At 63.4% G+C, this 25,931-nt stretch carries 25 protein-coding genes; 14 read left to right on the top strand and 11 right to left on the bottom strand.

Translation table 11 applies throughout. The annotated features are described in order from the left end of the window. Window positions 1-113 precede the first annotated feature (113 nt). The 8 genes from AO692_RS23780 (at window position 114) to AO692_RS23745 (ending at window position 7,217) form a co-directional block, all read left to right on the top strand. A complete protein-coding gene (locus tag AO692_RS23780) occupies window positions 114-1,451 on the top strand; it encodes a hypothetical protein (protein WP_348271477.1) in 1,338 nt (445 codons plus the stop codon). Window positions 1,452-1,576: 125 nt separating this feature from the next. Then, a complete protein-coding gene (locus tag AO692_RS23775) occupies window positions 1,577-2,875 on the top strand; it encodes an ABC transporter substrate-binding protein (RefSeq protein WP_054312541.1) in 1,299 nt (432 codons plus the stop codon). A gap of 369 nt (window positions 2,876-3,244) precedes the next feature. Then, entirely contained in the window at window positions 3,245-4,126 is an 882-nt protein-coding gene (locus AO692_RS23770; RefSeq protein WP_054312540.1) for a branched-chain amino acid ABC transporter permease, read from the top strand. After that, window positions 4,123-5,085 carry a branched-chain amino acid ABC transporter permease gene (locus AO692_RS23765; protein ID WP_054312539.1) on the top strand — a complete coding sequence of 321 codons (963 nt, stop codon included), beginning with the start codon at window positions 4,123-4,125 and terminating at the stop codon, window positions 5,083-5,085. The genes AO692_RS23770 and AO692_RS23765 overlap by 4 nt, the downstream gene beginning before the upstream one ends. Further along, on the top strand, window positions 5,082-5,813 hold the full coding sequence (locus tag AO692_RS23760) for an ABC transporter ATP-binding protein (RefSeq protein WP_054312538.1): 732 nt from the start codon (window positions 5,082-5,084) through the stop codon (window positions 5,811-5,813). The genes AO692_RS23765 and AO692_RS23760 overlap by 4 nt, the downstream gene beginning before the upstream one ends. After that, window positions 5,806-6,513 carry an ABC transporter ATP-binding protein gene (locus AO692_RS23755; protein WP_054312537.1) on the top strand — a complete coding sequence of 236 codons (708 nt, stop codon included), beginning with the start codon at window positions 5,806-5,808 and terminating at the stop codon, window positions 6,511-6,513. Before AO692_RS23760 ends, AO692_RS23755 begins: the two co-directional genes overlap by 8 nt. Before the next feature lie 69 nt (window positions 6,514-6,582). Beyond that, window positions 6,583-6,816, top strand: a complete 234-nt coding sequence (locus AO692_RS23750) for an AbrB/MazE/SpoVT family DNA-binding domain-containing protein (RefSeq protein WP_054312536.1) — start codon at window positions 6,583-6,585, stop codon at window positions 6,814-6,816. Further along, window positions 6,813-7,217 (top strand): type II toxin-antitoxin system VapC family toxin, encoded by a 405-nt coding sequence (locus tag AO692_RS23745; RefSeq protein ID WP_054312535.1) that lies wholly within the window; start codon window positions 6,813-6,815, stop codon window positions 7,215-7,217. Before AO692_RS23750 ends, AO692_RS23745 begins: the two co-directional genes overlap by 4 nt. Before the next feature lie 15 nt (window positions 7,218-7,232). Here AO692_RS23745 and AO692_RS23740 read toward each other — a convergent pair whose 3' ends face one another. After that, window positions 7,233-7,412, bottom strand: coding sequence for a hypothetical protein (locus AO692_RS23740; RefSeq protein ID WP_054312534.1), 180 nt, complete (start codon window positions 7,410-7,412; stop codon window positions 7,233-7,235). Window positions 7,413-7,628: 216 nt separating this feature from the next. Between AO692_RS23740 and gcvA the strand changes: the two genes are divergently transcribed. Further along, window positions 7,629-8,570, top strand: a complete 942-nt coding sequence (gene gcvA, locus AO692_RS23735) for a transcriptional regulator GcvA (protein ID WP_082407523.1) — start codon at window positions 7,629-7,631, stop codon at window positions 8,568-8,570. Between the two features lie 3 nt (window positions 8,571-8,573). Here the strand turns inward: gcvA and AO692_RS23730 are convergent, their stop codons facing one another. The 7 genes from AO692_RS23730 to AO692_RS23705 all read right to left on the bottom strand — a co-directional run bounded on the left by AO692_RS23730 (window position 8,574) and on the right by AO692_RS23705 (window position 17,384). Continuing rightward, window positions 8,574-9,266: a response regulator gene (locus AO692_RS23730; protein WP_054312533.1), complete on the bottom strand. Its 693-nt coding sequence runs from the start codon at window positions 9,264-9,266 to the stop codon at window positions 8,574-8,576. After that, entirely contained in the window at window positions 9,263-11,959 is a 2,697-nt protein-coding gene (locus tag AO692_RS23725; protein ID WP_054312532.1) for a sensor histidine kinase KdpD, read from the bottom strand. Before AO692_RS23725 ends, AO692_RS23730 begins: the two co-directional genes overlap by 4 nt. A gap of 9 nt (window positions 11,960-11,968) precedes the next feature. Continuing rightward, on the bottom strand, window positions 11,969-12,538 hold the full coding sequence (gene kdpC, locus AO692_RS23720) for a potassium-transporting ATPase subunit KdpC (RefSeq protein ID WP_054312531.1): 570 nt from the start codon (window positions 12,536-12,538) through the stop codon (window positions 11,969-11,971). Between the two features lie 2 nt (window positions 12,539-12,540). After that, window positions 12,541-14,580, bottom strand: coding sequence for a potassium-transporting ATPase subunit KdpB (kdpB, locus tag AO692_RS23715; RefSeq protein WP_054312530.1), 2,040 nt, complete (start codon window positions 14,578-14,580; stop codon window positions 12,541-12,543). 9 nt (window positions 14,581-14,589) lie between these two features. Next, window positions 14,590-16,299, bottom strand: a complete 1,710-nt coding sequence (kdpA, locus tag AO692_RS23710) for a potassium-transporting ATPase subunit KdpA (protein ID WP_054312529.1) — start codon at window positions 16,297-16,299, stop codon at window positions 14,590-14,592. A 26-nt stretch (window positions 16,300-16,325) separates the two neighbouring features. Beyond that, the gene (gene kdpF, locus AO692_RS32425) at window positions 16,326-16,418 is read right to left on the bottom strand and encodes a K(+)-transporting ATPase subunit F (protein ID WP_244483472.1); all 93 of its coding nucleotides are present in this window, start codon (window positions 16,416-16,418) and stop codon (window positions 16,326-16,328) included. Between the two features lie 192 nt (window positions 16,419-16,610). Continuing rightward, window positions 16,611-17,384, bottom strand: a complete 774-nt coding sequence (locus AO692_RS23705) for a DeoR/GlpR family DNA-binding transcription regulator (protein WP_054312528.1) — start codon at window positions 17,382-17,384, stop codon at window positions 16,611-16,613. A gap of 207 nt (window positions 17,385-17,591) precedes the next feature. On the opposite strand from AO692_RS23705, the gene AO692_RS23700 reads away from it, so the two are divergent. From AO692_RS23700 to AO692_RS23690, 3 genes are all read left to right on the top strand, one after another. After that, window positions 17,592-18,482: a choline/ethanolamine kinase family protein gene (locus AO692_RS23700; RefSeq protein ID WP_244483466.1), complete on the top strand. Its 891-nt coding sequence runs from the start codon at window positions 17,592-17,594 to the stop codon at window positions 18,480-18,482. Further along, window positions 18,479-20,932 (top strand): FAD-dependent oxidoreductase, encoded by a 2,454-nt coding sequence (locus AO692_RS23695; protein WP_054312526.1) that lies wholly within the window; start codon window positions 18,479-18,481, stop codon window positions 20,930-20,932. The genes AO692_RS23700 and AO692_RS23695 overlap by 4 nt, the downstream gene beginning before the upstream one ends. A 128-nt stretch (window positions 20,933-21,060) precedes the next feature. Beyond that, on the top strand, window positions 21,061-21,690 hold the full coding sequence (locus tag AO692_RS23690; RefSeq protein ID WP_054312525.1) for a CDGSH iron-sulfur domain-containing protein: 630 nt from the start codon (window positions 21,061-21,063) through the stop codon (window positions 21,688-21,690). Between the two features lie 16 nt (window positions 21,691-21,706). On the opposite strand, the gene AO692_RS23685 is transcribed toward AO692_RS23690, so the two are convergent. Both AO692_RS23685 and AO692_RS23680 read right to left on the bottom strand, forming a co-directional pair. Continuing rightward, entirely contained in the window at window positions 21,707-22,621 is a 915-nt protein-coding gene (locus tag AO692_RS23685; protein ID WP_054312524.1) for a DMT family transporter, read from the bottom strand. A gap of 117 nt (window positions 22,622-22,738) precedes the next feature. Next, a complete protein-coding gene (locus AO692_RS23680; protein WP_054312661.1) occupies window positions 22,739-23,374 on the bottom strand; it encodes an isoprenylcysteine carboxylmethyltransferase family protein in 636 nt (211 codons plus the stop codon). Window positions 23,375-23,583: 209 nt separating this feature from the next. On the opposite strand from AO692_RS23680, the gene AO692_RS23675 reads away from it, so the two are divergent. Further along, window positions 23,584-24,276 (top strand): response regulator, encoded by a 693-nt coding sequence (locus AO692_RS23675; RefSeq protein WP_054312523.1) that lies wholly within the window; start codon window positions 23,584-23,586, stop codon window positions 24,274-24,276. Beyond that, window positions 24,273-25,436 carry an ATP-binding protein gene (locus tag AO692_RS23670; protein WP_054312522.1) on the top strand — a complete coding sequence of 388 codons (1,164 nt, stop codon included), beginning with the start codon at window positions 24,273-24,275 and terminating at the stop codon, window positions 25,434-25,436. Before AO692_RS23675 ends, AO692_RS23670 begins: the two co-directional genes overlap by 4 nt. 44 nt (window positions 25,437-25,480) lie before the next feature. On the opposite strand, the gene AO692_RS23665 is transcribed toward AO692_RS23670, so the two are convergent. Continuing rightward, window positions 25,481-25,744: a hypothetical protein gene (locus AO692_RS23665; protein WP_054312521.1), complete on the bottom strand. Its 264-nt coding sequence runs from the start codon at window positions 25,742-25,744 to the stop codon at window positions 25,481-25,483. Between the last annotated feature and the right edge of the window lie 187 nt (window positions 25,745-25,931).

Here is a 25,931-nt window from a genome sequence, read left to right as displayed (position 1 = left end):
GCGGGCGTCGGTTTGCCGTTCTCCGGATGAGCAAACAGTTCAATCATCGGCAAAGTCGGTGGGCAGCGCTCGCCGCATCGGCATTCGCGGCCCCGCTTCTTCCCGTTGAGGCCTTGGCCCACGCTTCCGACCGCGGCCATGTCCTGCTTTTGCCGACCAACTATTACCTCGCCGGCGGTGCCTTCGCGGTGGCCGCATCCTTTCTGGTCCTGAGCCTGGTGTCCGCCGACGCCCTTGGCCGTGTCTGGCATGGGCGTCTGTTTCTCTTCCGGTTCGCAGATGGCGCGGGGGTGGCGGTCAGCCTGCTTTCCTTCACGCTTTTTGTCGCCCTGATCGCAGCCGGGTTCTGGGGCAGCCGTGATCCCCTCTCCAATCCCTTGCCTTTGACGATCTGGACCCTGTTGTGGACCGGCGTGACGTTGGCTCAGGGTGTTTTTGGCAATCTCTGGTCATGGCTGAACCCATGGTACGGACCCTGGCGGATCGTCACACGATTGACGCGCGCCGGGCGCCGGGGAGAACGTATGCCGTCATGGCTCGGCTATTGGCCGGCCTTCCTGTTTTTCTTCGGCTTTTCCTGGTTCGAACTGGTCTATCCCGCGCCGGATGATCCCGCGAAATTAGCAACGGCGGCCGGCATCTACTGGCTGCTCAGCTTCGTTCTGATGCTTGTCTTTGGCTATGAAAGCTGGAGCAGCCGGGGCGAGTTCCTGAGCGTTTTCTTTTCGATGCTCGCGCGCTTTTCCATTCTGGAGCGCAACGAGAGCGGAAAGCTGTCGCTGTGCTGGCCCGGAGCCAAGCTGCTCGATGTGGAACCGCTGCCGTTGAGCGGCGCCGCCTTCCTGCTGCTCGCGCTGTCGTCCGTATCCTTCGATGGGCTGATGCGAACCTTCTTCTGGTTCGGCCTGAACGGCATCAACCCGCTCGAACTGCCCGGCCGCACTGCGATGATCGGCATCGGCAGCATGGGCCTCGTCGCGACGTTCTTCATGCTGGCGCTATTGTTCAGCGTATCGATCCTGGCTGGTCTCAGCCTGGCCGGCCGCCTGTCTTTCGGTAGGGTCGCCGGGCTGCTCGTCTGGTCGATCGTGCCGATCGCGCTTGCCTATCACATCGCGCACTACCTCACCGACGTGCTCGTCAACGGCCAGTATGCGCTGGTTGCGCTGTCCGATCCTTTCGCCTTGGGATGGGATCTGTTCGGAACGGCCAACATGCCAGTCACCGCAGGCATCGCGGCCGGTGCGGATGCCGCCTGGTGGCTATGGAACACACAGGCGGCGTTGATCGTCGGCGGACACATCCTGGCTGTGCTTGTCGCCCATGCGTCCGCATCGCGCCTTGAGCCGATGATGCCACAGGCGGTTTTGCTGCAGGTTCCCCTCACCGTGCTGATGGTTGCATACACGCTTTTCGGCCTCTGGCTGCTCGCGACACCCACCGCCGGATAACGGTCTGTCGCCGCGGCAAAGGCTGGAATGCTAGCTTGCCTTGGCGGGGGTTTGATGCTTGGTTTGCCTCGTGATTTTCGTGCGGCCGCCTGTGGCCGCGGGTCAATGCCATGAGGGGGAACTCGATGACCGGCCGCTTCTTCGATCTGACCAAGGGCAAGGCATCCCGCCGCACCGTCCTGAAAGGACTGGCAGCCGGCGCAGGTCTCGCCGCCACGCCCGGCTTCGTGCGCTATGCGCAGGCGCAGAGTTCGGCACCGATCAAGATCGGTTTCCAGGCGCATCGCACCGGCATCGGTGCAGCCTATGGCCGCTGGTATGAAAGAACGACCGCAGCGGCCGTGAAGGCGATCAACGCCGCCGGCGGCATCAACGGCCGGCCGATCGAAGTGGTCATCGAGGACGACGGCACGGACGCTGCCCGCGGTGCTGAAGTGGTGGCCAAGCTTGCCAACCAGCATAAGGTCGACATCGTCTACGGCACCCTGTTCTCCAATGTCGTGGTCGGCTCCGCGCCGACGGCCGGCGAACTGAAGATCCCGTACTATGTCGTCTCGGAAGGCTATCACGTCGCCTCCGGCAAGCTGAATCGTTACGTCTTCCAGCCGGGCATCACCGATGTGCGCGCGCAGGTGACTTCGGTTGCGCCCTGGATCGCCGCCAATGCCGGCAAGAAGGTCACCATGATCTTCCCAGACTACGCTTTCGGCTATGACCATCGCGACTACCTGCCGCCAGCCCTGCAGAAGGCGGGCGCGGAAGTCGTCGCAAAGATCGCCATCCCGCCGACGGAATCCTCCTTCACCAAATACTTCCCGCAGATCCCGCCCGAAACCGATGCCATCTACCATGTCATGGTCGGGCCGGCGGTGCTCACCTTCGTCAAGGAACTGGGCGATTTCTACGGCTCGAGCGGGCCGAAGCTGTTCGGCTTCATCGACTCGCTGGAAGCTGTCGACATCAACAGCCCTGGTCTCGAATATCTCGACGGCAGCCATTTCTGGGAAGGTTCGCCGCGCTACGCGCAGGCTGACGACACGGAAGCGCAGAAGGCTTACCGCACGGCCGTTGGCATCGACGACAACGGTGCTGCTGTCGCCGACGCCAAGGATGTCTCCACCGCCGCACATATGTTCGGCTGCTGGGAAACGCTCTACGTCATCAAGAAGGCGATGGAGGATGCCGGCTACAAGGGGCCGGAAGATCGCGCCAAGCTGGTCGAGGCGACCGAGGCGCTGACCGAATTCGCCGAAGGGCCGGAGCATCCGCAAGGCAAGAAGCTCTTCAACGGCAAGATCCACCAGTGCTTCGGCCACCAGAACATCTCCAAGCTGGAAGGCGGAAAGCTCAAGGTCGTGCACAAGACGACGATCGAGGACGGCATGTACGAGCCGGAAGCCGACTACACCAAGCAGTCCCTGTAAGTGATGGCCTTGCTGTCGTTCGAAGCCGCAATTGCACGTGGTCATGCTTCGGCTGGTGTCACTCCCTTCAGCGTTCCGGAATGGATCCCCGACACTTGCCGCTCCCTGCGGTCGCTCACGAGGTCGAGGATGACGCAGCTTGCGATGCCGCGGCTCATCTCCAGCGGTGACGATGGTGCCGACGTTGGAGATTGGCTGAAGCGCTTCCCCAAGCTCCGTCATCCTCGACCTCGTAAGAAGCGAAGCGACTGGAGAGTGTCGGGGATCCATTCCGGAACCTGGAAGAAGGTGCGGCGATCCAGACCCTGCTTCATGTCACGCCGAGTGGCATGTGCAATTGCCCTGCCCGAAGGCGGGACCAGCGCCTGAATGGCTTTCGGACCGCATCTCCTGCTCGCGACACTGGAAGGGCTGGTCACTGCGGCCGTGCTGGCGCTCACCGCGCTTGGCCTATCTTTGGTGTTCGGCGTGATGCGCATCGTCAACGTCGCCCATGGCGAGTTCTTCATGCTGGGCGCGGTGCTTGCGTGGGCGGTGGCGACGGCGCTCGGCACGCATCCCGCCATCGGTTTCGTGGCGGCGCTGATCGTGGCGCCGCTGGTGGTCGGTGCCGTTGCTCTGCTTTCCGAACGGCTGGTGCTGCGCCGGCTCAATTACGATCCGGAAGCCACCATCGTTGCCACCATCGGCCTGCTCTACATCATCCAGCAACTGGCGCTCAGCCTCTACGGGCCGGAAGCGCGGCCGGTGACGCCGCCTTTCAGCTATCGCGTGCTTTTGCCCTGGTTCGGCTATTCCGGCTACAAGCTCTCGATCATTGCCGCATCGGCGTTGCTGCTCGTCGCGACGTGGCTGGTGCTGACGCGCACGAGAATCGGCCTCGTCATGCGCGCTACCCAGTATGACCGCGAAATGGCGCAGGCCTTCGCCATCCCGGTCGAGCGCGTCTATGCCGGCGTCTTCGCGCTGGGGGCCATGCTCGCGGCATTCGCCGCAGTGCTGATCGTGCCGATCAGCCAGGCGCATTACCTGATGGGACAGGACCCACTGCTGCTGTCCTTCATCGTCGTCATCATCGGCGGCCTGGGCTCGTTGCGCGGCACGGTGGTTGCGGCGCTACTGATCGGCCTCTCGGACGGCATCGTCTCGATGTTCTTTTCGCCAACGCTTGCCAAGCTCATCGCAACGCTGGTGGTCGCCATGGTGTTGGTGTTCCGCCCGCAGGGCCTGTTCGGAACCGCGGCCCGATGACCGAAGCGTCGACGGCAAGGATCTATGGACTGCACATGGCCGTGGTGGTCGTGCTGTTCGCATTGAACTTCCTGCTGCCCGACTATCACCATGGCCTGTTCGCGCGCATCCTCGTGCTGGCCACCTTCGCTATGGGCTACAATCTTCTGTTCGGTTATGCCGGCTTGCTCAGCCTCGGCCACGCCATGTTCTTTGCCGCCGGCCTCTATGGCAGCGGACTGGCGATCACCTATCTCGGTTTCGGTGTGTCTGCCGCCTTTGTTGCCGGTCTCGGCTGCGGCGCGCTGCTGTCGCTGGTCGTCGGCCTGCTGGCGTTGCGCACCTCGGGCGTCGCATTCATGATCGTCACCATGATGTTCGCGCAGGCCTTCGTGCTGACCATCGTCTATTTCAACCAGTGGACGGGTGGCGACCAGGGACTGGTTCTGCAGCAGGCGAGCCGCATTCTGACGGTCGGCAATGCGAGTCTCGACCTCACGGCACCGGCCGTGCGCTATCTCGCAGCACTCCTGCTGTTCGCCATCGTGCTGTTCGTCACGCTCGCCATCGTGCGCTCGCGCTTCGGCCGTGTCCTGGTGGCGATCCGCGAGAATGAAGAGCGCACGCGCATGCTGGGCTACGACACCTTCGCCAACAAGCTGGCGGCGGTCGTGCTGTCCGGCGTTTTCTGCGCCGCGGCCGGTGCTGCTTACGCACTGCTGTTCGGCTATGTCGGCTCCAACTTCGCCTCGGTGCAGTATTCCATCCTGCCGCTGCTCTGGGTGCTGGCCGGCGGCGCCGCCACCACGCTCGGTCCGCTGGTCGGTACGGTGTTCATCTACTATGTGACCGACATCGCCAGCAGCTACACTTCTGCCTGGCTGCTGATCGTTGGCGCCGCACTCGTGCTCCTGGTGCTGTTTGCGCCGAAGGGTATCCTTGGTTTCGTCCGCCGTCGCTGGATCGGGTGGCTGCCATGACGCAGCCATTGCTGACAACCAGGGGCCTGTCGCGCCATTTCGGCGGCCTGCGCGCCGTGGACAGCGCCGACTTCAGCCTGATGCCGGGAGAGATCCGAGCCATCATCGGCCCGAACGGTGCCGGCAAGACGACCTTCGTCAGCCTGGTCTGCGGCCGCATCCTGCCGTCGTCGGGTACGATCGATTTCGCCGGCACGGACATCACCAACCTGCCGGCGTACAAGCGAGTGCGGCTGGGCATCGCCTATACGTTCCAGGTCACCAGCGTCTTCGCCAATCTTTCCGCCTACGACAATGTCGCGCTTTCGGTGCAGCGCACCTTGACCGACGGTCGCTCCAGGGGCGCGGTGCGCGAAGGCGCGATGAAAGCCCTGGAGCAGGTGGGGCTGGCGGAGCGGGCAGGAACGCCTGCCGGGCAACTTGCCTATGGTCATCAGCGCCTTTTGGAAGTGGCCATGGGCTTGGCGCTGCAGCCGCGACTGCTGATCCTCGATGAGCCGACGCAGGGTCTCTCCGATGGCGAGATCGAAGGTTTCGTCGCCCTGATCCGCGAGATCGCGCTCGATGCCACTGTGCTGATCATCGAACACAACATGCCGGTGGTGATGCAGCTTGCCCATCGCATCACCGTCTTCGACGCCGGCCGGATTATCGCCGAGGGCGATCCGGCGGAAATCCGCGCCAACACTCAGGTTCAGGAAGCGTATCTCGGAGCGGCGCATGGCTGAGCTGCTCACCATCAACGGGCTCGATTGTTTCTATGGCGAAGTGCAGGTGCTGCACGGGCTGGACCTTGTGCTGAACAAGGGCGAGGTGCTGTGTCTGCTCGGGCGCAACGGCGCCGGCAAGACGACGACGCTGAAGGCGATCATGGGGCTCGTGCCGGCGGCGGCCGGTTCGATCAGCCTGGAAGGCCGCGAGCTGTCGACACTGGCCGCGCATGAGGTGCCGAAGGCCGGCGTCGCCTATGTGCCGCAGGGTCGCCGGCTGTTCGCCGAGATGACCGTTGCCGAAAACATCGAGATCGGCCTGATGGCGCGCGGCAAGGGCCAGGCGACGCGCGAAGCCGTGCTGGACCTGTTTCCGCGCCTGCGCGAACGGCTGAGGCAACGCTCCGGCACGCTGTCGGGCGGCGAGCAGCAGATGCTTGCCATGGCCCGCGCGCTTTGCCTGGAGCCGCAGGTCCTGCTGCTGGACGAGCCGACCGAAGGGCTCATGCCGTCGATGATCGAGAAGATCCGCGAGACGGTCGCCAAGTTGCGCGGCCTCGGCGTTTCGACCATCTTGGTCGAGCAGCGGGTGGAGGCGGTGCTTGCCGTCGCCGACCGCGTCGCCTTTGTCGAAAACGGCCGCAACCGCGAGACCATGACAGCCGAAGCGTTGCGCGCCGATCCGGCGGCCGTCAAACGCTATGTGGGTGTTGGGTAGGCCTCATCCTGAGTTAAAGAGGAGGCGATCGGTAATACCTCTAGAAAATAAATCATTACCGAGGCGAAGATGGCGACGACAGTTACAGCCAAAGGCCAGGTTACGATCCCAAAGCCGGTCCGCGACCTTCTGGGGATCGTGCCCGGCAGCAAGGTAGACTTCCAGCGCGCTGCGGACGGCAGCGTGGTAATCGCACGCGCTGACAAGAAGCGGCCGCCGAGTCGGTTCGCAAGATTGCGCGGCCATGCCGGAGCCGGTCTCGACACGGATGCGATCATGGCGCTGACACGGGGCGAGGAGTGACGCTGGTCGATACCAACGTCCTGCTCGACCTGGTTACGAACGATCCCCATTGGGCTGACTGGTCGGTCAGACAGCTCGAGGCCTGCAGCTTGCAAGGACCGTTGTTCATCAACGACATCGTCTACGCAGAACTCGCAGTCCGATATCAGCGGATTGAAGACCTGGAAACATTCATCGAGGAAGCTGGTCTCGAGGTCTTATCGATACCCCGGGAGGCGCTGTTCCTTGCGGGGAAGGTGTTTACGCAATATCGCCGCGCCGGTGGCTCACGGACAGGTGTGTTGCCGGACTTCTTTGTCGGTGCACACGCCGCAGTTGCCCAACAGCCGATTCTGACGCGCTATGTTGGCCGCTTCCGAACCTATTTTCCTTCACTGACCCTCATTGCTCCGAACACGTAGCGTAGGGCCTGCCAATCAGCTTTGCCAGCGCCCGCAGGGATCGTTGCCGTCGAGCAGGCCGATGTCGCGGCGAAGGTGCGGCGACAATTCCCTGACGTCGAGCTGCACGCCCCGACGGCGTCCAAAACCATCGGCCAGCCAGGACAGCCAGCGGTGACTGGAAACCGAAAGCATCAATTGCTGTGTCGTTGTCATGGCGGAACGCCTCCGATATGCCTAGAGCGTTTTCGTTTTTACGGAAACGCGGAACGCTCTAGGTCTTTGTTCCACGCAATTCCGGACGCAAAACCGCTGTGCACTTTTGCTGGAATTGCTTTAAATGCATCTGATCCGTTGAAGCAGAATGTCGTGTCGTTACGCCTTTGTTTCCAATTGAACGTCGATCATGACTCATAAAGACAGCTTATAGCTATGAGCTTTCAACTTCCGCCTCTCACCGCCACACGCGTCTTCGAAGCGGTCGCGCGGCATCTGTCTTTCACCAAGGCGGCGCGCGAGCTTGGCATGACGCAGGCTGCCGTCAGCTATCAGATCAAGCTTCTGGAGGAGCGCGTCGGCGCGCAGCTTTTCCTGCGGCATCCGCGCCATATCGAACTGACCGAGGTCGGGCAGAGACTGGCGCCAGCGATCACCGACGCCTTTGCCATCATCGGCGAGGCTTATTCGGCGGCGCGTTCCGGCGCGGAGGGCGTCTTGTGCGTCAGCACGATCCTGACCTTTGCCTCCAACTGGCTGGCGCGTCGGCTTGGCGCGTTCCAGATGGCCTATCCTTCGCTCGCCGTGCGCCTGGACACGTCGTCCAGACTGATCGACTTCGCGCGCGAGGACGTCGACATCGCCATCCGTTCCGGTGGCGGCAAATGGCCCGGCACCGAGACCCACAAGCTGTTCTCGGCCGACTTCACGCCGATGCTGAGCCCGGCGCTGGCTGCAAGCATCGGCGGCGTGCATAAGCCGGCGGACCTGCTTCGCCTGCCCATCATGGATCCTGGCGACATCTGGTGGAAGGAATGGTTCAAACTCGCCGGCGTCGATGCCGGCGAGCTTGCCTCACGCACAGCCTCCAGCATGGGCGCGCAGATGTATGAGGCGAGCGCCGCGATTGCCGGTCACGGCGTCGCAATCCTGACCCGCGAACTCTTCCAGGCAGAGCTCGCCGATGGCCGGCTGATCCAGCCCTTCGACCTCGTCGGCGACGACGGCCATTCCTACTGGCTGGTCTACCCGACCTCGCGGCGCAACGTGCCCAAGATCAAGGCTTTCCGCGAATGGCTGTTGGCCGAGGTGGAGACGTCACGCAAGGAAAATACCGAAGCCCGCCGCGCTGCCGAAGTCGCTCGCGCTTCGGGCTGATTTTCATGTCTCGTCCCCGACGAAGCGATAGCCAACGCCGGGTTCCGTCCGGATGATCGCCGGCGCGGACGGATCGCGCTCGATCTTGCCGCGCACCTGGCCGACGAACACGCGCAGATAATGCAGGTCGTCGGCATGGGCCGGACCCCAGACCGATGTCAGCAGCGCCCGGTGCGTGACGACGCGCCCGGCGTGGCGCGCCAGCATCAACACGAGATCGTATTCCTTCGGTGTCAGGTGGATCGGCGCCTCGTCCCGGGTGATGAGCCGGCGCACGGTGTCGATATGCAGCCCGTCGACCGAAATCTCCGTCACGCCGCCATCCTCGCGGGTACGGTGTCGCAGCGCCGTACGGATGCGGGCCGTCAGTTCGCCGATGCCGAAGGGCTTTTCGATATAGTCGTCGGCACCGAGGTCGAGCGCGGCGATCTTCTCGCTCTCGCGGTCGCGTGCCGAAAGGATGATGATCGGCAGTTCCGACCAGCCGCGCACATTCTTCACCACCTCCTTGCCGTCCATGTCGGGCAGGCCGAGATCCAGGATGATGAGGTCGGGCGCCGCCGTGGCGATCGCCTTCAGCGCCTGGGCGCCGGTGCCGGCCTCGATCACCTCGTAGCCGGCAGCCGTCAGCGCCGGGCGCAGGAAGCGCTGGATCTGCGGTTCGTCGTCGACGACCAGGACACGAAAGCCGCTCACGACATGGTCTCCGCTTCGACAGGCATGTGTTCGACCGGGAAGCGCAGGATTATGCGCGTGCCTTTTCGTTTCTGGGCCGGGCTTTCCGCCCTGATGGTGCCGCCCATTGCCTCGACGAAGCCGCGTGCGATCGGCAGGCCGAGACCCGTGCCGGGCGCGCGGCCATCCGGCTTGCCACGCCGGAAGAACTTCTCGAAGACCTGCTCGAGGTCCTTCTCGGGAATGCCTTTGCCCATGTCGACCACCGAAAGGGTGACTTCATCGCGGTCGCGCCGGGCATAGATACGGATTGGCTCGGCGCCGCCATATTTGTCGGCGTTGTCGATCAGGTTGAACAACACCTGACCCAACAGCACGCTGTCACCGCGGATGAGCGGCAGTTCGGGCTCGAGCTGCACTTCGATCGCACGACCCGGAAATACCTTGCGGGAACGCTCCACCGTTGAATTGATCACATCGGATATGTCGACCCAGTCGCGCTTGGCTTCGACCGAGCCGGATTCGATGCGTGTCATGTCGAGCAGGTTGGCGAGGAAACGCGACAGCCGGGCGCTTTCTTCGTCGATCGAAACGAGGAGATCGTCGCGGCTGCTCTTATCCATCTTGTCGCCGAGTTCGCGCAGACTGGTGATTGCGCCAGTGATGGTGGCAAGGGGGGTCTTGAGATCGTGCGAGACCGAGGCAAGCAAGGCCGAACGGAAGCGCTCGCCCTCCAGCGCCGTGGCCTGCCGGAGGCTTTCCTTGGACAGTCGCGCCCGGTCGATGGCCACCGCCGACTGGTCGAGGATGGCGTTCAGCATCCTTTCCTCGGTTCCTTCAAGCAGTTCGCCGTCCTGCTGGATGCCGCAGACGCCGACCACGCCATGAGGGCTCATCAGCGGGATGAAGCGGAAGGCACTGTTGGGCAGCGTGCCGGTGCCGCTGCCGGCCTCTTCGCTCTTCTCATAAGTCCAGCGGGCTGCGGCCATGTCCGAGACACCGAGCTCGGTGTCCGGCGGCCACGATGCCTGCAGCCGCAATTCGCCTTGGTCGGGAAGCAGGAGCGCGACGGTGCGCGACAGCGCTCCCTGCAGCTGGGAAACCGTTGCCCACACCACATCGTCCTGTTTCGCCGTGCCCGAAAGCTTGCGCGAATAGTCGTAGAGCGTCTGTGTGGTGACGGAGCGCTCGCCCGATACCTTGGCCTGCTCGCGCAGCCGCGAGGTGAGGCCGCCGGTGAGCATGGCGGCGGCGAGGAAGACGAACAGCGCGAAGACCTCGTGCGGCTCGGCAATGGTGAGCGTGTAGAAGGGCGGAATGAAGAAGAAATTATAGGCGACCGCGGAGCCGAGCGCGGCAACGACCGCGGCCAGATAGCCGCTGTTGATCGCCGAGACCAGCACCGCCAGCAGAAAGATGATCGAGATGTTCGGCAGCCGCACCCATTCGCCGATCATGAGGCCGAAGCCGGTCGCGGTGGCAACCGTGGCAAGGGCCACGCCGACGTCGCGGGCGAGGCGAAGCGCCAGCGGCCTTTGCTTCACCGGTGTTGTAGGCGGCGGCATCGTATCGTCGCCAGTGACGACATAGACGCCGATGCCGGAGGCTTTTTCCATCAGGGCATCGGGCAACGAGCGCCGGAACAGGCGCCATGGGAAAGGCTGCCTGCGCCCGCCGATGACGATCTGCGTGGCGTGCTCGCGCCTGGCCAGCCGCAGGATCTCCTCGACGAAATCGCTGCCCTTTACCCTGCGTGTTTCCGCGCCGAGCCGCTCGGCAAGGCGGAAAGTATCATCCAGCCTGCGCTCGCCGGCCTGATCGGCAACGGCACGGTCCACCGGCTCGATCGACGCGACGATCCAGTGTGCGTTGAGGCCCGAGGCGAGCCGGCTGGCGATGCGTACGACCTTTTCGGAAAGCGCATCCGGGCCGATGCAGACCAGCAGCCGCTCGGCCGAAGGCCACGGGCCTTCGATGGCGTTCTGCTTGAGATAGTCGACCATCTGGTCGTCGACGCGGTCGGCGGTACGTCGCAACGCCAGGTCGCGCAGCGCGGTGAGGTTGCCGAGGCGGAAGAAGGAGTCCGCCGCGCGCGCCGCATTGGCGGGCAGGTAGACCTTGCCTTCCTTCAGCCGCTCCAGCAGCTCCGCCGGCGGTAGGTCCACCAGCAGCACCTCGTCGGCCTTCTTCAGCACCGTATCGGGAATCTGCTCGCGCACCGGCACGCCGGTGATCTGGGTGACGACGTCCGACAGGCTTTCCAGATGCTGGATGTTCAGCGCCGTCCAGACATTGATACCGGCGCCCAGAAGCTCGTCGATGTCCTGATAGCGCTTGGGGTGGCGGCTTTCAGGCGCATTGGTATGCGCCAGTTCGTCGACAACGATGGTGTGGGGCCGGCGTTCCAGCGCCGCGTCGAGGTCGAATTCCTCGATCGCACGGCCACGATAGGGGATGCTGCGGAGCGGCAGCATCTCCAGCCCTTCGAGCAGTGCCGCGGTCTCGCTGCGCCCATGCGTTTCGACAAGGCCGATAAGGATGTCGCCGCCATCGTCCTTCACGCGGCGTGCGCGCAACAGCATGGCGTAGGTCTTGCCGACGCCCGGCGCGGCACCCAGAAACACGGTCAGCCGACCGCGTTCCTGTTTGCCTGCCAGTGCCAGCAGCGCGTCTGGATCTGCGCGCTTTTCTCGGTGACGGTCGCTATCGGCCATTCAACAGGTTTAAGACTTTAGCCGATCCAGCGCGAGATTTAGTTTCAACACGTTGACACGCGGTTCGCCGATCAGGCCGAGCAGCCGGCCCTCTTGCGTGTCGTCGACCAGTTTGGCGACGTCCGTTTCCGGCAAGCCGCGCGCCTTGGCGACGCGCGCCACCTGGTCGCGCGCGAAATCGGGCGAGATGTGCGGGTCGAGGCCCGAGCCGGAAGTGGTCGCCGCGTCGGTGGGGACGGGGCTGGCTATGCCGGCGCCATTCAGGCGCTGGATGTCCGTTGTCACCCGTTCCTTCAGTTTCTGCGAGGTCGTGCCGAGGTTGGAGCCGCTCGAATTGGCGGCATCGTAGGGCGTGCTGCCGATCGCCGACGGACGCGGCCAGAAATAGCGGTCGGTGGTGAAATTCTGGCCGATCAGCTCGGATCCGATGACGGTTCCGTTCTGCCTGATCAGGCTGCCGTTCGCCTGTGCCGGCAGGACGATCTGCCCGACCCCGGTAATGGCGAGTGGATAGGCGATGCCGAGCAGGATCGTGAACAGCACGATCATCACGAAGGCGGGACGAAGATAGCTTGTCATGATTACACCAGATGAAGAGCCGAGACGGCGATGTCGACCAGCTTGATGCCGGCGAAAGGCAGGATCAGGCCGCCGAGGCCGTAGACGAGAAGATTGCGGCGCAGAAGGGCTGCGGCGCCCACCGGGCGGTAGGCGACGCCTTTCAGCGCCAGCGGGATCAGCGCGATGATGATCAGCGCGTTGAAGATCACCGCCGACAGGATCGCCGATTCCGGCGACGTCAGACGCATGATGTTGAGGTAGTCGAGTGCCGGATAGGTCACCACGAACAGCGCCGGGATGATGGCGAAATATTTGGCGACGTCGTTGGCGATCGAGAAGGTGGTCAGCGAGCCGCGTGTCATCAGCAATTGCTTGCCGATCTCGACGATCTCGATGAGCTTGGTCGGGCTGGAATCGAGGTCGACCATGTTGGCTGCTTCGCGCGCGGCCTGGGTGCCGCTCTGCATGGCCACGCCGACATCGGCCTGGGCGAGCGCCGGTGCGTCGTTGGTGCCGTCGCCGCACATGGCGATCAGCCGGCCACCTTCCTGCTCCTTGCGGATATAGCCGAGCTTCTGTTCCGGTGTCGCTTCGGCCAGATAGTCGTCGACACCGGCTTCGGAGGCGATGGCCGCCGCGGTGACCGGGTTGTCGCCGGTGACCATCACGGTGCGGATGCCCATGGCGCGCAGCGCAGCGAAGCGTTCCTTGATGCCGGGTTTCACCACGTCCTTCAGGTGGATGACGCCAAGCAGCTTGCTGCCTTCCGCCACCGCCAGCGGCGTACCGCCGGTACGGGCGACCAGTTCCACCGCCTGCCGGAAGGCGGCAGGCACGCGGGCCTCGTCCAATCCGGTAAACTTCAGCACGGAATCGACCGCACCCTTGCGCAGGCGGCGTACGCCGAGGTCGACACCCGACAGCCTGGTCTCGGCCGCGAACGGCACGATCGCATCGGGCTGCTTGGCCGGCGCAGTGGCACCGAATTCACCGGTGGCGAGCGCAACGATCGAACGGCCTTCCGGTGTCTCGTCGCCAAGGCTCGCCAGCATGGCGGCTTCGGCCAGTTCTTCCGCACTGATGCCAGGTACCGGCAGGAATTCGGTCGCCATGCGGTTGCCGAAGGTGATGGTGCCCGTCTTGTCGAGCAGCAGCGTGTCGACGTCGCCGGCTGCCTCCACGGCGCGGCCGGACGTGGCGATGACGTTGAAGCGCACCAGGCGATCCATGCCGGCGATGCCGATGGCCGAGAGCAGGCCACCGATGGTGGTGGGGATCAGCGTTACCAGAAGTGCCGCCAGCACCGTCACCGAAAGCACCGTGCCTGAATAGCTGGCGAGACCCCACAGCGTCGTCACCGCGATCAGGAACACCAGAGTGAGACCCGACAGCAGGATCGACAGCGCGATCTCGTTTGGCGTCTTCTGGCGTTCCGCACCTTCGATCAGGGCGATCATGCGGTCGACGAAGGACGAGCCGGGCGCGGCGGTGATGCGCACCTTGATCCAGTCGGACAGCACCTGGGTGCCGCCGGTGACAGCAGAGCGGTCGCCGCCGGATTCGCGGATGACAGGCGCGGACTCGCCGGTAATGGCGCTTTCGTTGACGGAGGCGATGCCTTCCATCACCTCGCCATCGCCGGGGATCAATTCCCCGGCCTCGACCAGCACCATGTCGCCGACCTTGAGGTCGGTAGCGGGGATGCTGGCGATGTCCAGCCCGTCTTCCGACAGAAGCTTGCGTGCGGTGAGCTGCGACTTGGTGCGGCGCAGGCTGTCGGCCTGCGCCTTGCCGCGGCCTTCGGCCACCGCCTCGGCGAAGTTGGCGAACAGCACGGTGAACCAGAGCCAGGCCGCGATCTGGCCGGAGAACAGCGGCTTGCCGCCGGCGATGACGAGATCGCGCAGGAACATCAGCGTCACCAGCGCCGCCACCACTTCGGTGACGAAGATGACGGGATTGCGCATCAGCTTCTGCGGCGCCAGCTTGGTGAAGGCCTGTCCGAGCGCCGGCCAGAGGATGGCCGGTTCGAAGAGCTTGTGTTGGATAGGAGTAGACATGAGGGCCTCTTAGAAGGTCTGGCCGGCCAGCATCGCGAAATGCTCGACGATGGGGCCGAGGGCGAGGGCCGGGAAATATTGCAGGCCGCCCAGGATGAGGATGATGCCGACGAGCAGGCCGACGAACAGCGGCGTGTGGGTCGGGAAGGTGCCGGCCGAGGCGGTCGTCTTGGTCTTGCCGACCAGCGAGCCGGCGATGGCCAGAACGGGCACGACATAGCCGAAGCGACCAAGCAGCATGGCGATGCCGAGCGTGGTGTTGTACCAGGGCGTGTTCGCCGTCAGGCCGCCGAAGGCCGAGCCGTTGTTGGCCGTCGTCGACGTGTAGGCGTAGAGGATCTCCGACAGACCGTGCGGGCCGCTCATGCTGATCGAGGCGACGGCGAAGGGCAGCATGGCCGAGAGCGCGCTGAAGCCGAGGATCGACAGCGGCAGGATGAGCACCGCCAGCATGGCGTATTTCATCTCGCGGCCTTCGATCTTCTTGCCGAGGAATTCCGGCGTGCGGCCAACCATCAGCCCGGCGACGAAGACGGCGAGGATGGCGAAGACGATCATGCCGTAGAGGCCTGATCCGACACCGCCTGGAAGCACCTCGCCGAGCTGCATCAGGAACATCGGGATGAGGCCGCCAATGCCGGTCAGCGAGCCGTGCATGCCGTTGACGCCGCCATCGGAAATGCCGGTCGTGACGGCGGCATAGGCTGCGGTCATGGCCTGGCCGAAGCGCACTTCCTTGCCTTCCATGTTGCCGAGCGCATTGTCGAGACCGAGCGCGGTCAGGATCGGGTTGCCCTGCGTCTCGGCCCAGTAGATGACGCCGACACCGGTGATCAGGAGGATCGCGATCGTCGCGACGAAAGCCCAGCCCTGACGGCGGTCGCCGACCATCTGGCCGAAGGTGTAGGCAAGCGCGGCCGTCACCATCAGCATGGCGAGGATGTTGAGATAGTTCGACAGCGCCGTCGGGTTCTCGAACGGATGCGCGGCGTTGACGTTGAAGAAGCCGCCGCCATTGGTGCCGAGCTGCTTGATCGCTTCCTGGCTGGCGACGGGTCCAAGCGCGATGGTCTGGTTGGCGCCTTCGAGCGTGGTCGCGGTCACCGAACCGTCGAGCGTCTGCGGCAGGCCCATCGCCACGAAGGCGATTGCTATGACGATGGCGATCGGCAACAGCACGTAGAGCGTGGAGCGGGTCAGGTCGACCCAGAAATTGCCGACGGTCTTGGCGTTGGAGCGGATGAAGGCACGGGTCAGCGCCAGCGCCATGGCGATGCCGCTGGCCGCGGAAACGAAGTTCTGCACGGTCAGCCCGGCCATCTGGGTGAAATGGCTCATCGTGGTTTCGCCACCGTAGGACTGCCAGTTCGTGTTGGTGACGAAGGAGGCGGCGGTGTTGAAGGCGAGGTCGGGCGCCACGCCTGCGAAGCCTTGCGGGTTGTAGGGCAGGTAGGCCTGCAGCCGCTGGATCGCGTAGAGCAGCACCAGGCCGGCGATGGAGAAGGCGATCATCGAGAACGCATAGGCCAGCCAGCCTTGCTCTTTCTTCGGATCGATGCCGGCCAGCGCATAGAAGCTGCGCTCGACAGGGCCAAGCACGGGCGACAGGAAGGTCCGTTCATTGGAAAAGACTTTTGCCATGAACAAGCCAAGCGGCTTGATCAGCAAAAATGTAACGAGAAACAACAGGCCGATCTGCAGCCATCCGATCAAAGACATGGCGGAACTCTTTTGTTCTTATGTTCTTAGAATTTTTCAGGTCGCAGCAGCGTCACCAGCAGGTAGACGCCGAGGGCTGCGGCAACGGCGAGGCCGAGTAAGGCTTCCATCAGGATCACCTCCCTCAAAGCCGCGTCAGCGCACGCGCGTAGAGCGCGAAAATCAGGAAGGATCCTATGCCAAGGGCAAGGTAGGCGAGGTCGAGCACGATGCTTCTCCGCAATTCAAGGAGTGCGGAAAATGCTCCCGATGCCGGTCAAATATCGATTGGGAATAGCTCTGCCGGGTATCAAGAAAAGATAAGGATCGCCTTAGGCTGCGGTTTGCCCGGCAACATGCAGCCGCGTGCCGGTTGCCTCCAGGGCCGCGACGATGTCGGCCGGCGGCGCACTGTCGGTCGCAAGTTCGGAGAAGCCGGCAAAACCGCAGACCCGGACGAGGCCCTGGCGGCCGAACTTGCTCTGGTCGGTGATGACGACGGAGCGCTGGCCGCGCGACAGCACGGTTGCAGCGAATTCCGCCTCTTCGAGATCGAAATCCATGACGCCGCCCGCTGCATCGATCGCGCCGGCGGAAATGATGGCGTGGTCGACGCTGAAACGGCCGACGAAGTCGATCGCCGAGACGCCGAAAGCCGCGCCTGAATCGCTGCGCAGCTCGCCGCCGGCCATGTAGACCCGGTTGCCGTTGGCGGTGGCCAGCGTGCGGGCGATGTCGGAAGAATTGGTCACCACGGTGAGCCGGCGATGGCCGAGCAGTTCCCGGGCGAGGAAGCTGGTGGTGGTGCCGCAGTCCAGCATGATCGACTCGCCGTCACGGATCGTTGCCGCCACCATGCGCGCGATTGCGCGCTTGGCGTCGGCATTGTCGCGCATGCGCCGCTCGAACGGCGCTTCGCCGATGATGCCGGGCAGGCTGATGGCGCCGTGCATCTTCAGCACCGAACCGTCTTCGGTCAGCGGCTTCACATCACGCCGCACGGTCTCCAGCGAGACATCGAGCCGCTCGGCGAGATCGGCGATGGTGACCGTGCCTTCCTCTTTCAGGAGGCGCAGGATTTCACCGTGCCGCTTGGAATGGTTCACTGGGAGTCGCTTGGTCTGGTATGTTAATGACCGATTTGTAGGACTTTGCTGGATTAAAAACAACAGAAGCGGTCAGAAAAACATAAAAAGCCACAGAATAACGTTGACATTACGGACCTGTCGTTCGACGTTGAGGGCGAGGAGATGCGGTGAACCTGGTGAATGAGCCTGCGAGAAGAAGGGCGCTCCAGTCGGAGGGGAGGAGCTGTGACGACGAGCGAAGATCGCATTCGCCGCCTGCCATGCTGGAAGGGAAGCGTTAATGTCGCTCCCTTGTCCGGCGGCCTGAGCAACGAGAACTTCCTGGTGACGGATGCCGCGGGCAAGCATGTTGTCCGGCTGGGGCGCGATTACCCCTTTCACCATGTGCTGCGCGAGCGCGAGTTGATGACGGCGCGGGCTGCTTCAGCAGCCGGTTTCGGGCCAGCGGTCGAATATGCCGAACCCGGCGCCATGGTCACGCAGTTCCTCGGCGCCAGGACCTTTGGCGCGGAAGATGTGCGCGCCAATGCGGAGCGCATCGCGGCGCTGATGCGTAACTTTCACCGGTACATGCCCGAGCATGTCTCCGGCCCCGGTTTCATGTTCTGGGTGTTTCATGTCATCCGCGACTACGCCCGCACGTTGAGTGCCGGAAAAAGCCGCATGATGCCGGTGCTGCCGCTTTACCTTGCGCTGGCAGATCGGCTGGAAAGCGTACAAACGCCGCTGCCGATCGTGTTCGGCCACAACGATCTGCTGCCGGCCAATTTTCTCGACGACGGTGACAAGCTCTGGCTGATCGATTTCGAATATGCCGGCTTCGGCACGGCCATGTTCGACCTCGCCGGTATAGCCTCCAACTCCGGCATGCCGGATGCGGAAGCGGAGCCATTGCTTGCCGCTTACCTTGGCCACAAGCCGGATGAGGCCATGCGCCGTTCCTTCGCGGCCATGCAATGCGCTTCGCTGCTGCGCGAGGCGATGTGGAGCATGGTCTCCGAACTGCATCTCGATGCACCGGGCGTCGACTATGTCGCCTACACCACCGAAAATCTCGCCCGCCTCGACGCGGTGCTCGAAAGCTACAGTTCGAAATACGGAAAAATCCTGTCATGACCCTGCCAAGTCACGCCGAAATAGTCGTCATCGGCGGCGGCATCATCGGCTGTTCCACGGCCTATCATCTGGCGCGCGACCACAAGGCCGATGTGATCCTGCTCGAACAGGGCGCCATCACCTCGGGCTCGACCTGGCATGCCGCCGGCCTGGTCGGGCAGTTGCGGTCGTCGGCCTCGATCACGCGCGTGCTCAAATATTCGGTCGAGCTCTACAAGGGGCTGGAGGCTGAAACCGGGCTCGCCACCGGCTGGAAGATGACCGGCTGCCTGCGCCTTGCCACCAATCAGGACCGCTGGACCGAATTCAAAAGGCTGGCGACGACGGCGCGCAGCTTTGCCATGGACATGCATCTGCTTTCGCCGGCCGAGGTGAAGGCGATGTGGCCGCTGATGGAGACCGGCGATCTCGTCGGCGCCAGCTGGTTGCCGACCGACGGTCAGGCAAGCCCTTCCGACATCACCCAGTCGCTCGCCAAGGGCGCGCGCATGCATGGCGCAAAACTGTTCGAGAAGGTCCGCGTGACCGGTTTCGACATGAAGGACGGCCGCATCGTCGCGGTGAAGACCGACCAGGGCGACATCGCCTGCGAGAAGGTGGTCAATTGCGCCGGCCAATGGGCGAGGCAGGTCGGCGCCATGGCCGGCATCAACGTGCCGCTGCAACCCGTCAAGCATCAATACATCATCACCGAGAAGATCCCGGGTCTCGCGACCGATGCCCCCACCATCCGCGACCCGGACCGCCGCACCTATTTCAAGGAAGAGGTCGGTGGCCTCGTCATGGGCGGCTACGAGCCGAACCCGCAGGCCTGGGAAACCGGCCTTCCCGGCGGCGACGTGCCGAACGAATGGGAGTTCCGCCTGTTCGACGACGACTACGATCATTTCGAACAGCACATGACACAAGCCATAGCGCGCGTGCCGGCGCTCGAAACCGTCGGCGTCAAGCAGATGATCAACGGCCCTGAAAGCTTCACGCCGGACGGCAATTTCATCCTTGGCGTGGCGCCGGAATGCTCGAACATGTTCGTCGGCGCCGGCTTCAACGCCTTCGGCATCGCGTCGGGGGGCGGCGCCGGCTGGGTGTTGGCGAAATGGGTGGTCGACGGCGAGGCGCCGCTCGACCTCTGGGTCGTCGACATCCGCCGCTTCTCCGACCTGCATCGCGACCGGCAATGGGTGTGCGACCGCACGCTCGAAGCCTATGGCAAGCACTACACGGTTGGCTTTCCGCATGAGGAATATGACAGCGGCCGGCCGCGCATCGTCTCGCCGCTCTACCAGCGCCTGCACAAATACGGTGCGGTCTTCGGTTCCAAGCTGGGATGGGAGCGGCCGAACTGGTTCGCGCCTGCCGGGGCCGAGGCGAAGGACGTCTATTCGATGGGCCGGCAGAACTGGTTCGAACCGGTCGGCGACGAACACCGCCATGTGCGCGAGAAGGTCGGCGTCTTCGACCAGTCGTCCTTCGCCAAATACGAGCTGAGCGGCAAGGATGCCGGCAAGGCGCTCGACTGGATCTGCGCCAACGATGTGGCCAAGCCGGTCGGCAGGCTCACCTACACGCAGCTCCTCAACACGCGCGGCGGCATCGAGGCCGATCTCACCGTGGCGCGGCTGGCCGACGACAAGTTCTACATCGTCACCGGCACCGGCTTCCGCACCCATGACCTCGCCTGGATCCGCGATCACATCGGTGCGGGCCTAAACGTCAAAGTCGCCGATGTGACCGAGGCTTTCGGCACGCTATCGTTGATGGGGCCGCAGGCGCGCGCGGTGCTGGAGAAGGTGACAAAGTCGGATGTCTCCAATGCCGCTTTCCCATTCGGTCATGTGCGCGAGATTTCGATCGCGGGGCATACGGTGCGGGCGCTGCGCGTCACCTATGTCGGCGAGCTCGGCTGGGAACTGCACGTCCCCATCGCCGCCACCGGCGACGTGTTCGATGCCCTGATGCAGGCAGGCAAGGCCCAGGACATCCGCCCGGTCGGCTATCGCGCGCTGGAGTCGCTGCGCCTCGAAAAAGGCTACCGCGCCTGGGGTTCCGACATCACGCCGAACGACACGCCATTCGAGGCCGGCCTCGGCTGGGCGGTGAAGCTGAAGAAGGAAACCGATTTCGTCGGCCGCGCGGCGCTTCAAAAACTGGACGGGCAGCCGCTCGCAAAGCGTTTTGCCGGCTTCTCCGTGGATGATCCCGAGATCGTCCTGCTTGGCCGCGAGACGATCCTGCGCAATGGCGAACCGGTCGGCTATCTCACCTCGGGCGGTTACGGCTACACCGTGGCCAGGAACATCGGCTACGGCTATGTGCGTTATGCGGCCGGTGTCGACGATGCGTTCCTGTGCGAAGGCGATTACCAACTGGTCGTCGCGACGCAGAGCGTTCCGGCGCGCCTGCATCTGGAACCGCTCATTGATCCCGGCATGAGCCGCATCAAAGTCTGAAGGACTGGGCGAAGCACCTGTTCTGATGGCCAGTTCAGGGCTTCGACGTGTCTCTGGCCTGGGTAAACGCTTGCACCCGCGATCCGGCTTGCTCTACGGTTCATGCAGGCAAGCTGAGGAGCTACCCAATGGTGCGGAAATTCGTCGAAGGCGAAAACATCGACATCGGTTTCGACGGAAAGCTCTGCATCCACTCGCGCAATTGCGTGCTCGGCCACCCGGAGGTCTTCGTGCCCAACGCGCCCGGCCAATGGATTCATCCGGAAGCCGGAGCGGTCGAAGCAATCGTCGGTGTCGCCCATTCCTGTCCTTCCGGTGCGATCACCTATCGCCGCAAGGATGGTGGGCCGGAGGAAGCAGCACCGGTGGTCAATCTGGTCAGGGTGCGCGAAAACGGGCCGCTCGCCTTCAACGCCGAAATGGACATCAACGGCGAGACGATGCTGCGCGCAACGCTCTGCCGTTGTGGCGCCTCCGAGAACAAGCCTTTCTGCGACGGCAGCCATACCAAGGCTGGTTTCGCCGCCACCGGGGAACCGGAGACAAAGGAGTCCATCGCGCTGGAGGCACGCAATGGCGCGGTCAAGGTAACACCCTTGCCCAACGGATCGCTCAAGGTGGAAGGCAATCTGGAGATCGTCTCGGGCACCGGCCGCACGGTCGACCGCGTCACCAAGGTGTTCCTATGCCGCTGCGGCCACTCGAAGAACAAACCGTTCTGCGACGGCAGCCACAAGGCGGCCGGCTTCGTCGGTTGACTGAACCCGATCTAGTTTAGTTCACGCCCTTCGGCACATTCTCAGGCGGCACGGTGTCGACCACATTCTGCCGGTGGAAGATGAACAGGCCGGCCAGCACGACGATGGCAGCACCCACGAGCACGCGCGGGCCAGGGACGTCGCCAAAGAACACCATGCCGAACACGATGGCCCACAGAAGGAGGCTGTAATGGAGCGGGGCGAGCGTCGAAGCCGGTGCCAGTTTCAGCGCGCGGGTGATCATCAGATGGGCGGCGCAGGAAACGACGCCCAGCAGGAGCATGGGGCCGATATCGACGAGACCTGGCGTTTGCCAGTCGGGAATCGCGAAGATGAGACCTGCCGCCAAAGCCGCGATGGTCTGCCAGGTCACCAGCGTGGTATCGGGCGTTCCCCGCAATTGGCGGCTGTAGACGATCGACAGGGCGAAGGCGACGGAGCCGACAAAGGCAAAGATCGCCGATTGCGAGAAGGCCGCTGCCGAAGGGTTGAGGATGACGAGCACGCCGCAGAAACCGACCAGGATGGCAGCCCAACGACGCCAGCGGATGCGTTCGCCAAGCATGAAATGCGAAAGTGCTGCCACATAGATCGGCCCGGCCATGTAGAAACTCATCACGTCGGCGAGCGGCAGGTGCACGACGGCGGCATAGAAAAGACCGGTATCGATCGTTGTCATGATGGCGCGCATGACCTGCGTGCCGGGTCGCTCGACATGGACGAGTTTCGCGACACCCTGTCGGGCGATCATCGGGCCCAGAATGATGAAGGCGCCGATCGAGCGCACCGCGACCACCAGCCCGACCGAAAAATTGGCGACCAGCCATTTGCCCATCGCGTCGTTGAGCGCGAACATGAAGTCGCCGGCGATCATCAGCAGGATGCCCGCTACGACGAGGTTCTTGGGTGCGAGTGCCCGAAGCGGCGCCATGGGTCGACAATCCTTCACGCCGATCGTTCAGCCGACGGCCCTCTAGCCGTTGGCTGAGATCTTGGCGAGAGGAAAGCAGAACTTTTGGTTACGCCAGCAAGATATTGGCGCTTTCGCTCAATAAAGGCTGAAAAACACCGGCAGGTAGCCTTCGTCCTGCAGGTACTCGACCAGAAACATCGCCGGCACGGCAGCAAGGAAAACAAGGCTGTCGATCAGGGTGCCATAGAGACGCCTGAGGGTGATCTCGATCGTATCGCGGTCGATAAACAGCCGGCAATCCAGGCAAAATGCCGGGACGCGATTGCAATAGTCGGCATACACCTGTCCGAAATGCGCCTGCAGCAGATACTCCTCACGTGTCGCTGTCCTGAGCAGGATCGCATGCACCACGAGGGCGCAGATGAGTGCGGGTCCTGCACTGCCTGTTTGTGCGCCCACGCCTGCCGCCCCTATGATCGAAAACAGGTAGAGCGGATTGCGGCACATCGAATAGGGGCCGTCCTCAACCAGCACCATCGACTTCTTTCCCCCGATATAGAGCGTGCACCAGAGCCGTCCCAGGATCGCCGTGCCGATGAGGCCGATACCGGCGACCCTGATTGTCAGCTGCAGGTCGACGCCGCCCGGCGGATAGAGTTTCCAGGCGGATTGGAACAGCAGCGCAAAGGCGATGAGGAACAAAGTGACGATCCACAAGGCCGCTATGCGAGGACGCTGAACATGTCCGAAGGTCTTTGGTGGCGTTTGCATGATGGTTCCGACGAGGTAACGCCGGCGCGCCATTGGGTTCCGCCCATACCATGACGACGCGCCGACGGACGGACCTTGTTCGAGTTTCATCAAGGTTTGGCGGAGAACCCACCAAGGCTTGCCAAGGAACCTAATAGTTACAGGTGTTTGCGATTGCCTGCCGGTTCATGTTGCGGAATATGGCCCTGCAAACCATTGAAGGGCGGGGCATGGACAAGGGGTTGATCCTTATCGTCGAGGACGAACCGCGCATTGCCGAGATTCTCGAGGCCTATCTGGCGCGGGAAGGCTTTCGTACCGTGACGGCAGCAAGTGGCGATCTGGCGCTTTCCCACCATGCCATGTTGTCGCCCGATCTTGTGCTTCTCGACGTGCACATTCCGCGTCTCGATGGTTTCGAGGTTCTGGCGCGCATTCGCCAGGAGGCGAACACGCCCGTCATTATGGTGACGGCGCTGGCCGAGGATATCGACCGTCTTTCCGGCCTGCGGCTGGGTGCTGACGATTATGTCGTCAAGCCGTTCAACCCGCAGGAGGTCGTTGCCCGCGTCAACGCGGTGTTACGTCGGTCGCGCGCCGCCGGCGCCTCCCGGACGTTGCGATTTGCTCCGGTCGAGGTCGACCTCGATGCGCATGTCGCCTTCGTCGATGCAGGGACAAGTCGCCAGCCCCTTGCGCTGACGCTCAGCGAGTTTCGCATCGTCGCCTATATGATCCGCCGGCCGACCCACGCCTTTGGACGGGCGGATATCCTCGATGCCTGCCTGCCGGAAAACGATGCATTGGCGAAGACTGTCGACACGCATGTCGCCAACCTGCGCCGCAAGTTCGAGACTGCCGGAGTTCCCGGTCTCTTCCAGGCCGTGCGCGGTGTCGGCTACCGCTTTGCGGTGCCGAAATGAAGCTGCGCCGTTTCTCCCTCTCCACCGTCACCGCAGTGACGATTGCGGCAATGCTCGTGCTCAGCATGATCATAGCTTATTCCACCTTCTTCGCGATCATGAAGCAGTTGACGGAGATCGCGCTGCGGACGCTGCCCGCCGATGTGGCTCAGGCCTATCGGGACATCCAGGACGGGGTGATGCCGTCCGTCGACAGCTTCCGGAAACTTATGCTCGTCGTTCCGGAATTCGAGAGAATTGTGGATGCCCAGATGAACTGGGCATTCATCGGTCACATTCTGCTGGCGGCATTCATCTGCGGTTCGATCGGCTATTGGCTTGCCCGACGTATCGCGCGGCCGCTGGAGAAGTTGGTGCTGGCGGCGGAAACGCTGCGAGAAGGCGATTTCGCAATTGGTCTCGGCGATTTTCGCGGCGGTACATCCGAGGTGCAGCGGCTCGGCAAGACCATCGATGCATTGGCCAGCGATCTCGACCATATGGAGAAGCGTCTGCGCTTCAACACCATGGCCGTGGCACATGAACTGCGCACGCCGCTCACTATCCTGCAGGGCAATCTGCAAGGCATGATCGACGGCGTTTTCCCCGTCCACCAGCAGGGGCTTCAGGATCTGCTGAAGCAGGTTCTGGGGCTGTCGCGGCTGGTCGAAGACCTGCGCACGCTGTCGCTCGCCGCAGGTCACAAGCTGATTGCCGCCCGATTACCCACCGACCTTGCGGTTGAGGCCAAGACCGTTCTTGCCGCGGCGCGCCCGATGCTCGAAGAGACAGGAATGCGTGTCGAGACGGATTTCGGTGCGGCCCCGGTCAATGTCGATTCCGAACGCATGCGACAGGCCATGCTGGCGCTGGTTCACAATGCCTGCCGCTATGCCGCAACAGGCGGTGTGCTTCGTTGTGAGACAGGTCTCGACAAGGATGGAAGCGCCTTCGTGCGTTTCCTGGATCGCGGCCCCGGCCTTCTCGAGGAAATCCGCTCGATTTCATTCGATGTCTTCTGGCGCGGCGAAACCTCGCGTTCGCGTACAACTGGAGGAACCGGCCTCGGTCTCTCCATCGTCGAAGCGATCGCCAAGGCGCACGGCGGCAGGCTGGAGGCCGGCAACAGACCAGGCGGAGGCGCTGCCATCACTCTTTTCGCGCCGTCACAGTCGATCTGATCGAGGGCCCGCCGAGGTCCTGCGCTTCAGGCTGGGGTGCACGCCTACTGTTTCACCACGACCGGGCGATAGATCACCACGGGAGGGCGGGCGGTGAAGCGGGCGAACTCCGCATCGCGGGCGCGCATATCGGCCGAACGGTCGAGGTCGATCCGCTGCAGGCATGCGGCGAAGGCGTCGGTATTCCTCTTGAAGCCGTAGGCGCTGCATTTCGCTTCGTCCGCCGCGCGCCGTTCTTCCGGCGTCATCGTCTGGCAACCGGCCAGAAGGGCCGCAACAACCACCGCCGCCAGGACTTTGAGCGACATCGCCGTCTCCTCGGTTCAAAAGGTGAGGGGCATTGTAGACTTCATCCGTGGCGAAAGAAATGGAGGGCCGGACGACGATTTTCCGCCCTGCTGCGTCTGTTTGATCAGGGATATCAATGACGTCCGGGCCATATCATGTGCTCTGATCAGCCATCTTGATCGTTGTGCAGTCTCACTGTACAGTCTG

The sequence above is a fragment of the Mesorhizobium sp. 1M-11 genome (assembly GCF_001303895.1).
GTDB lineage: Bacteria > Pseudomonadota > Alphaproteobacteria > Rhizobiales > Rhizobiaceae > Mesorhizobium.
Note: the sequence above shows the minus strand (reverse complement) of the source record. Positions and strands in the feature narration are given on the sequence as shown.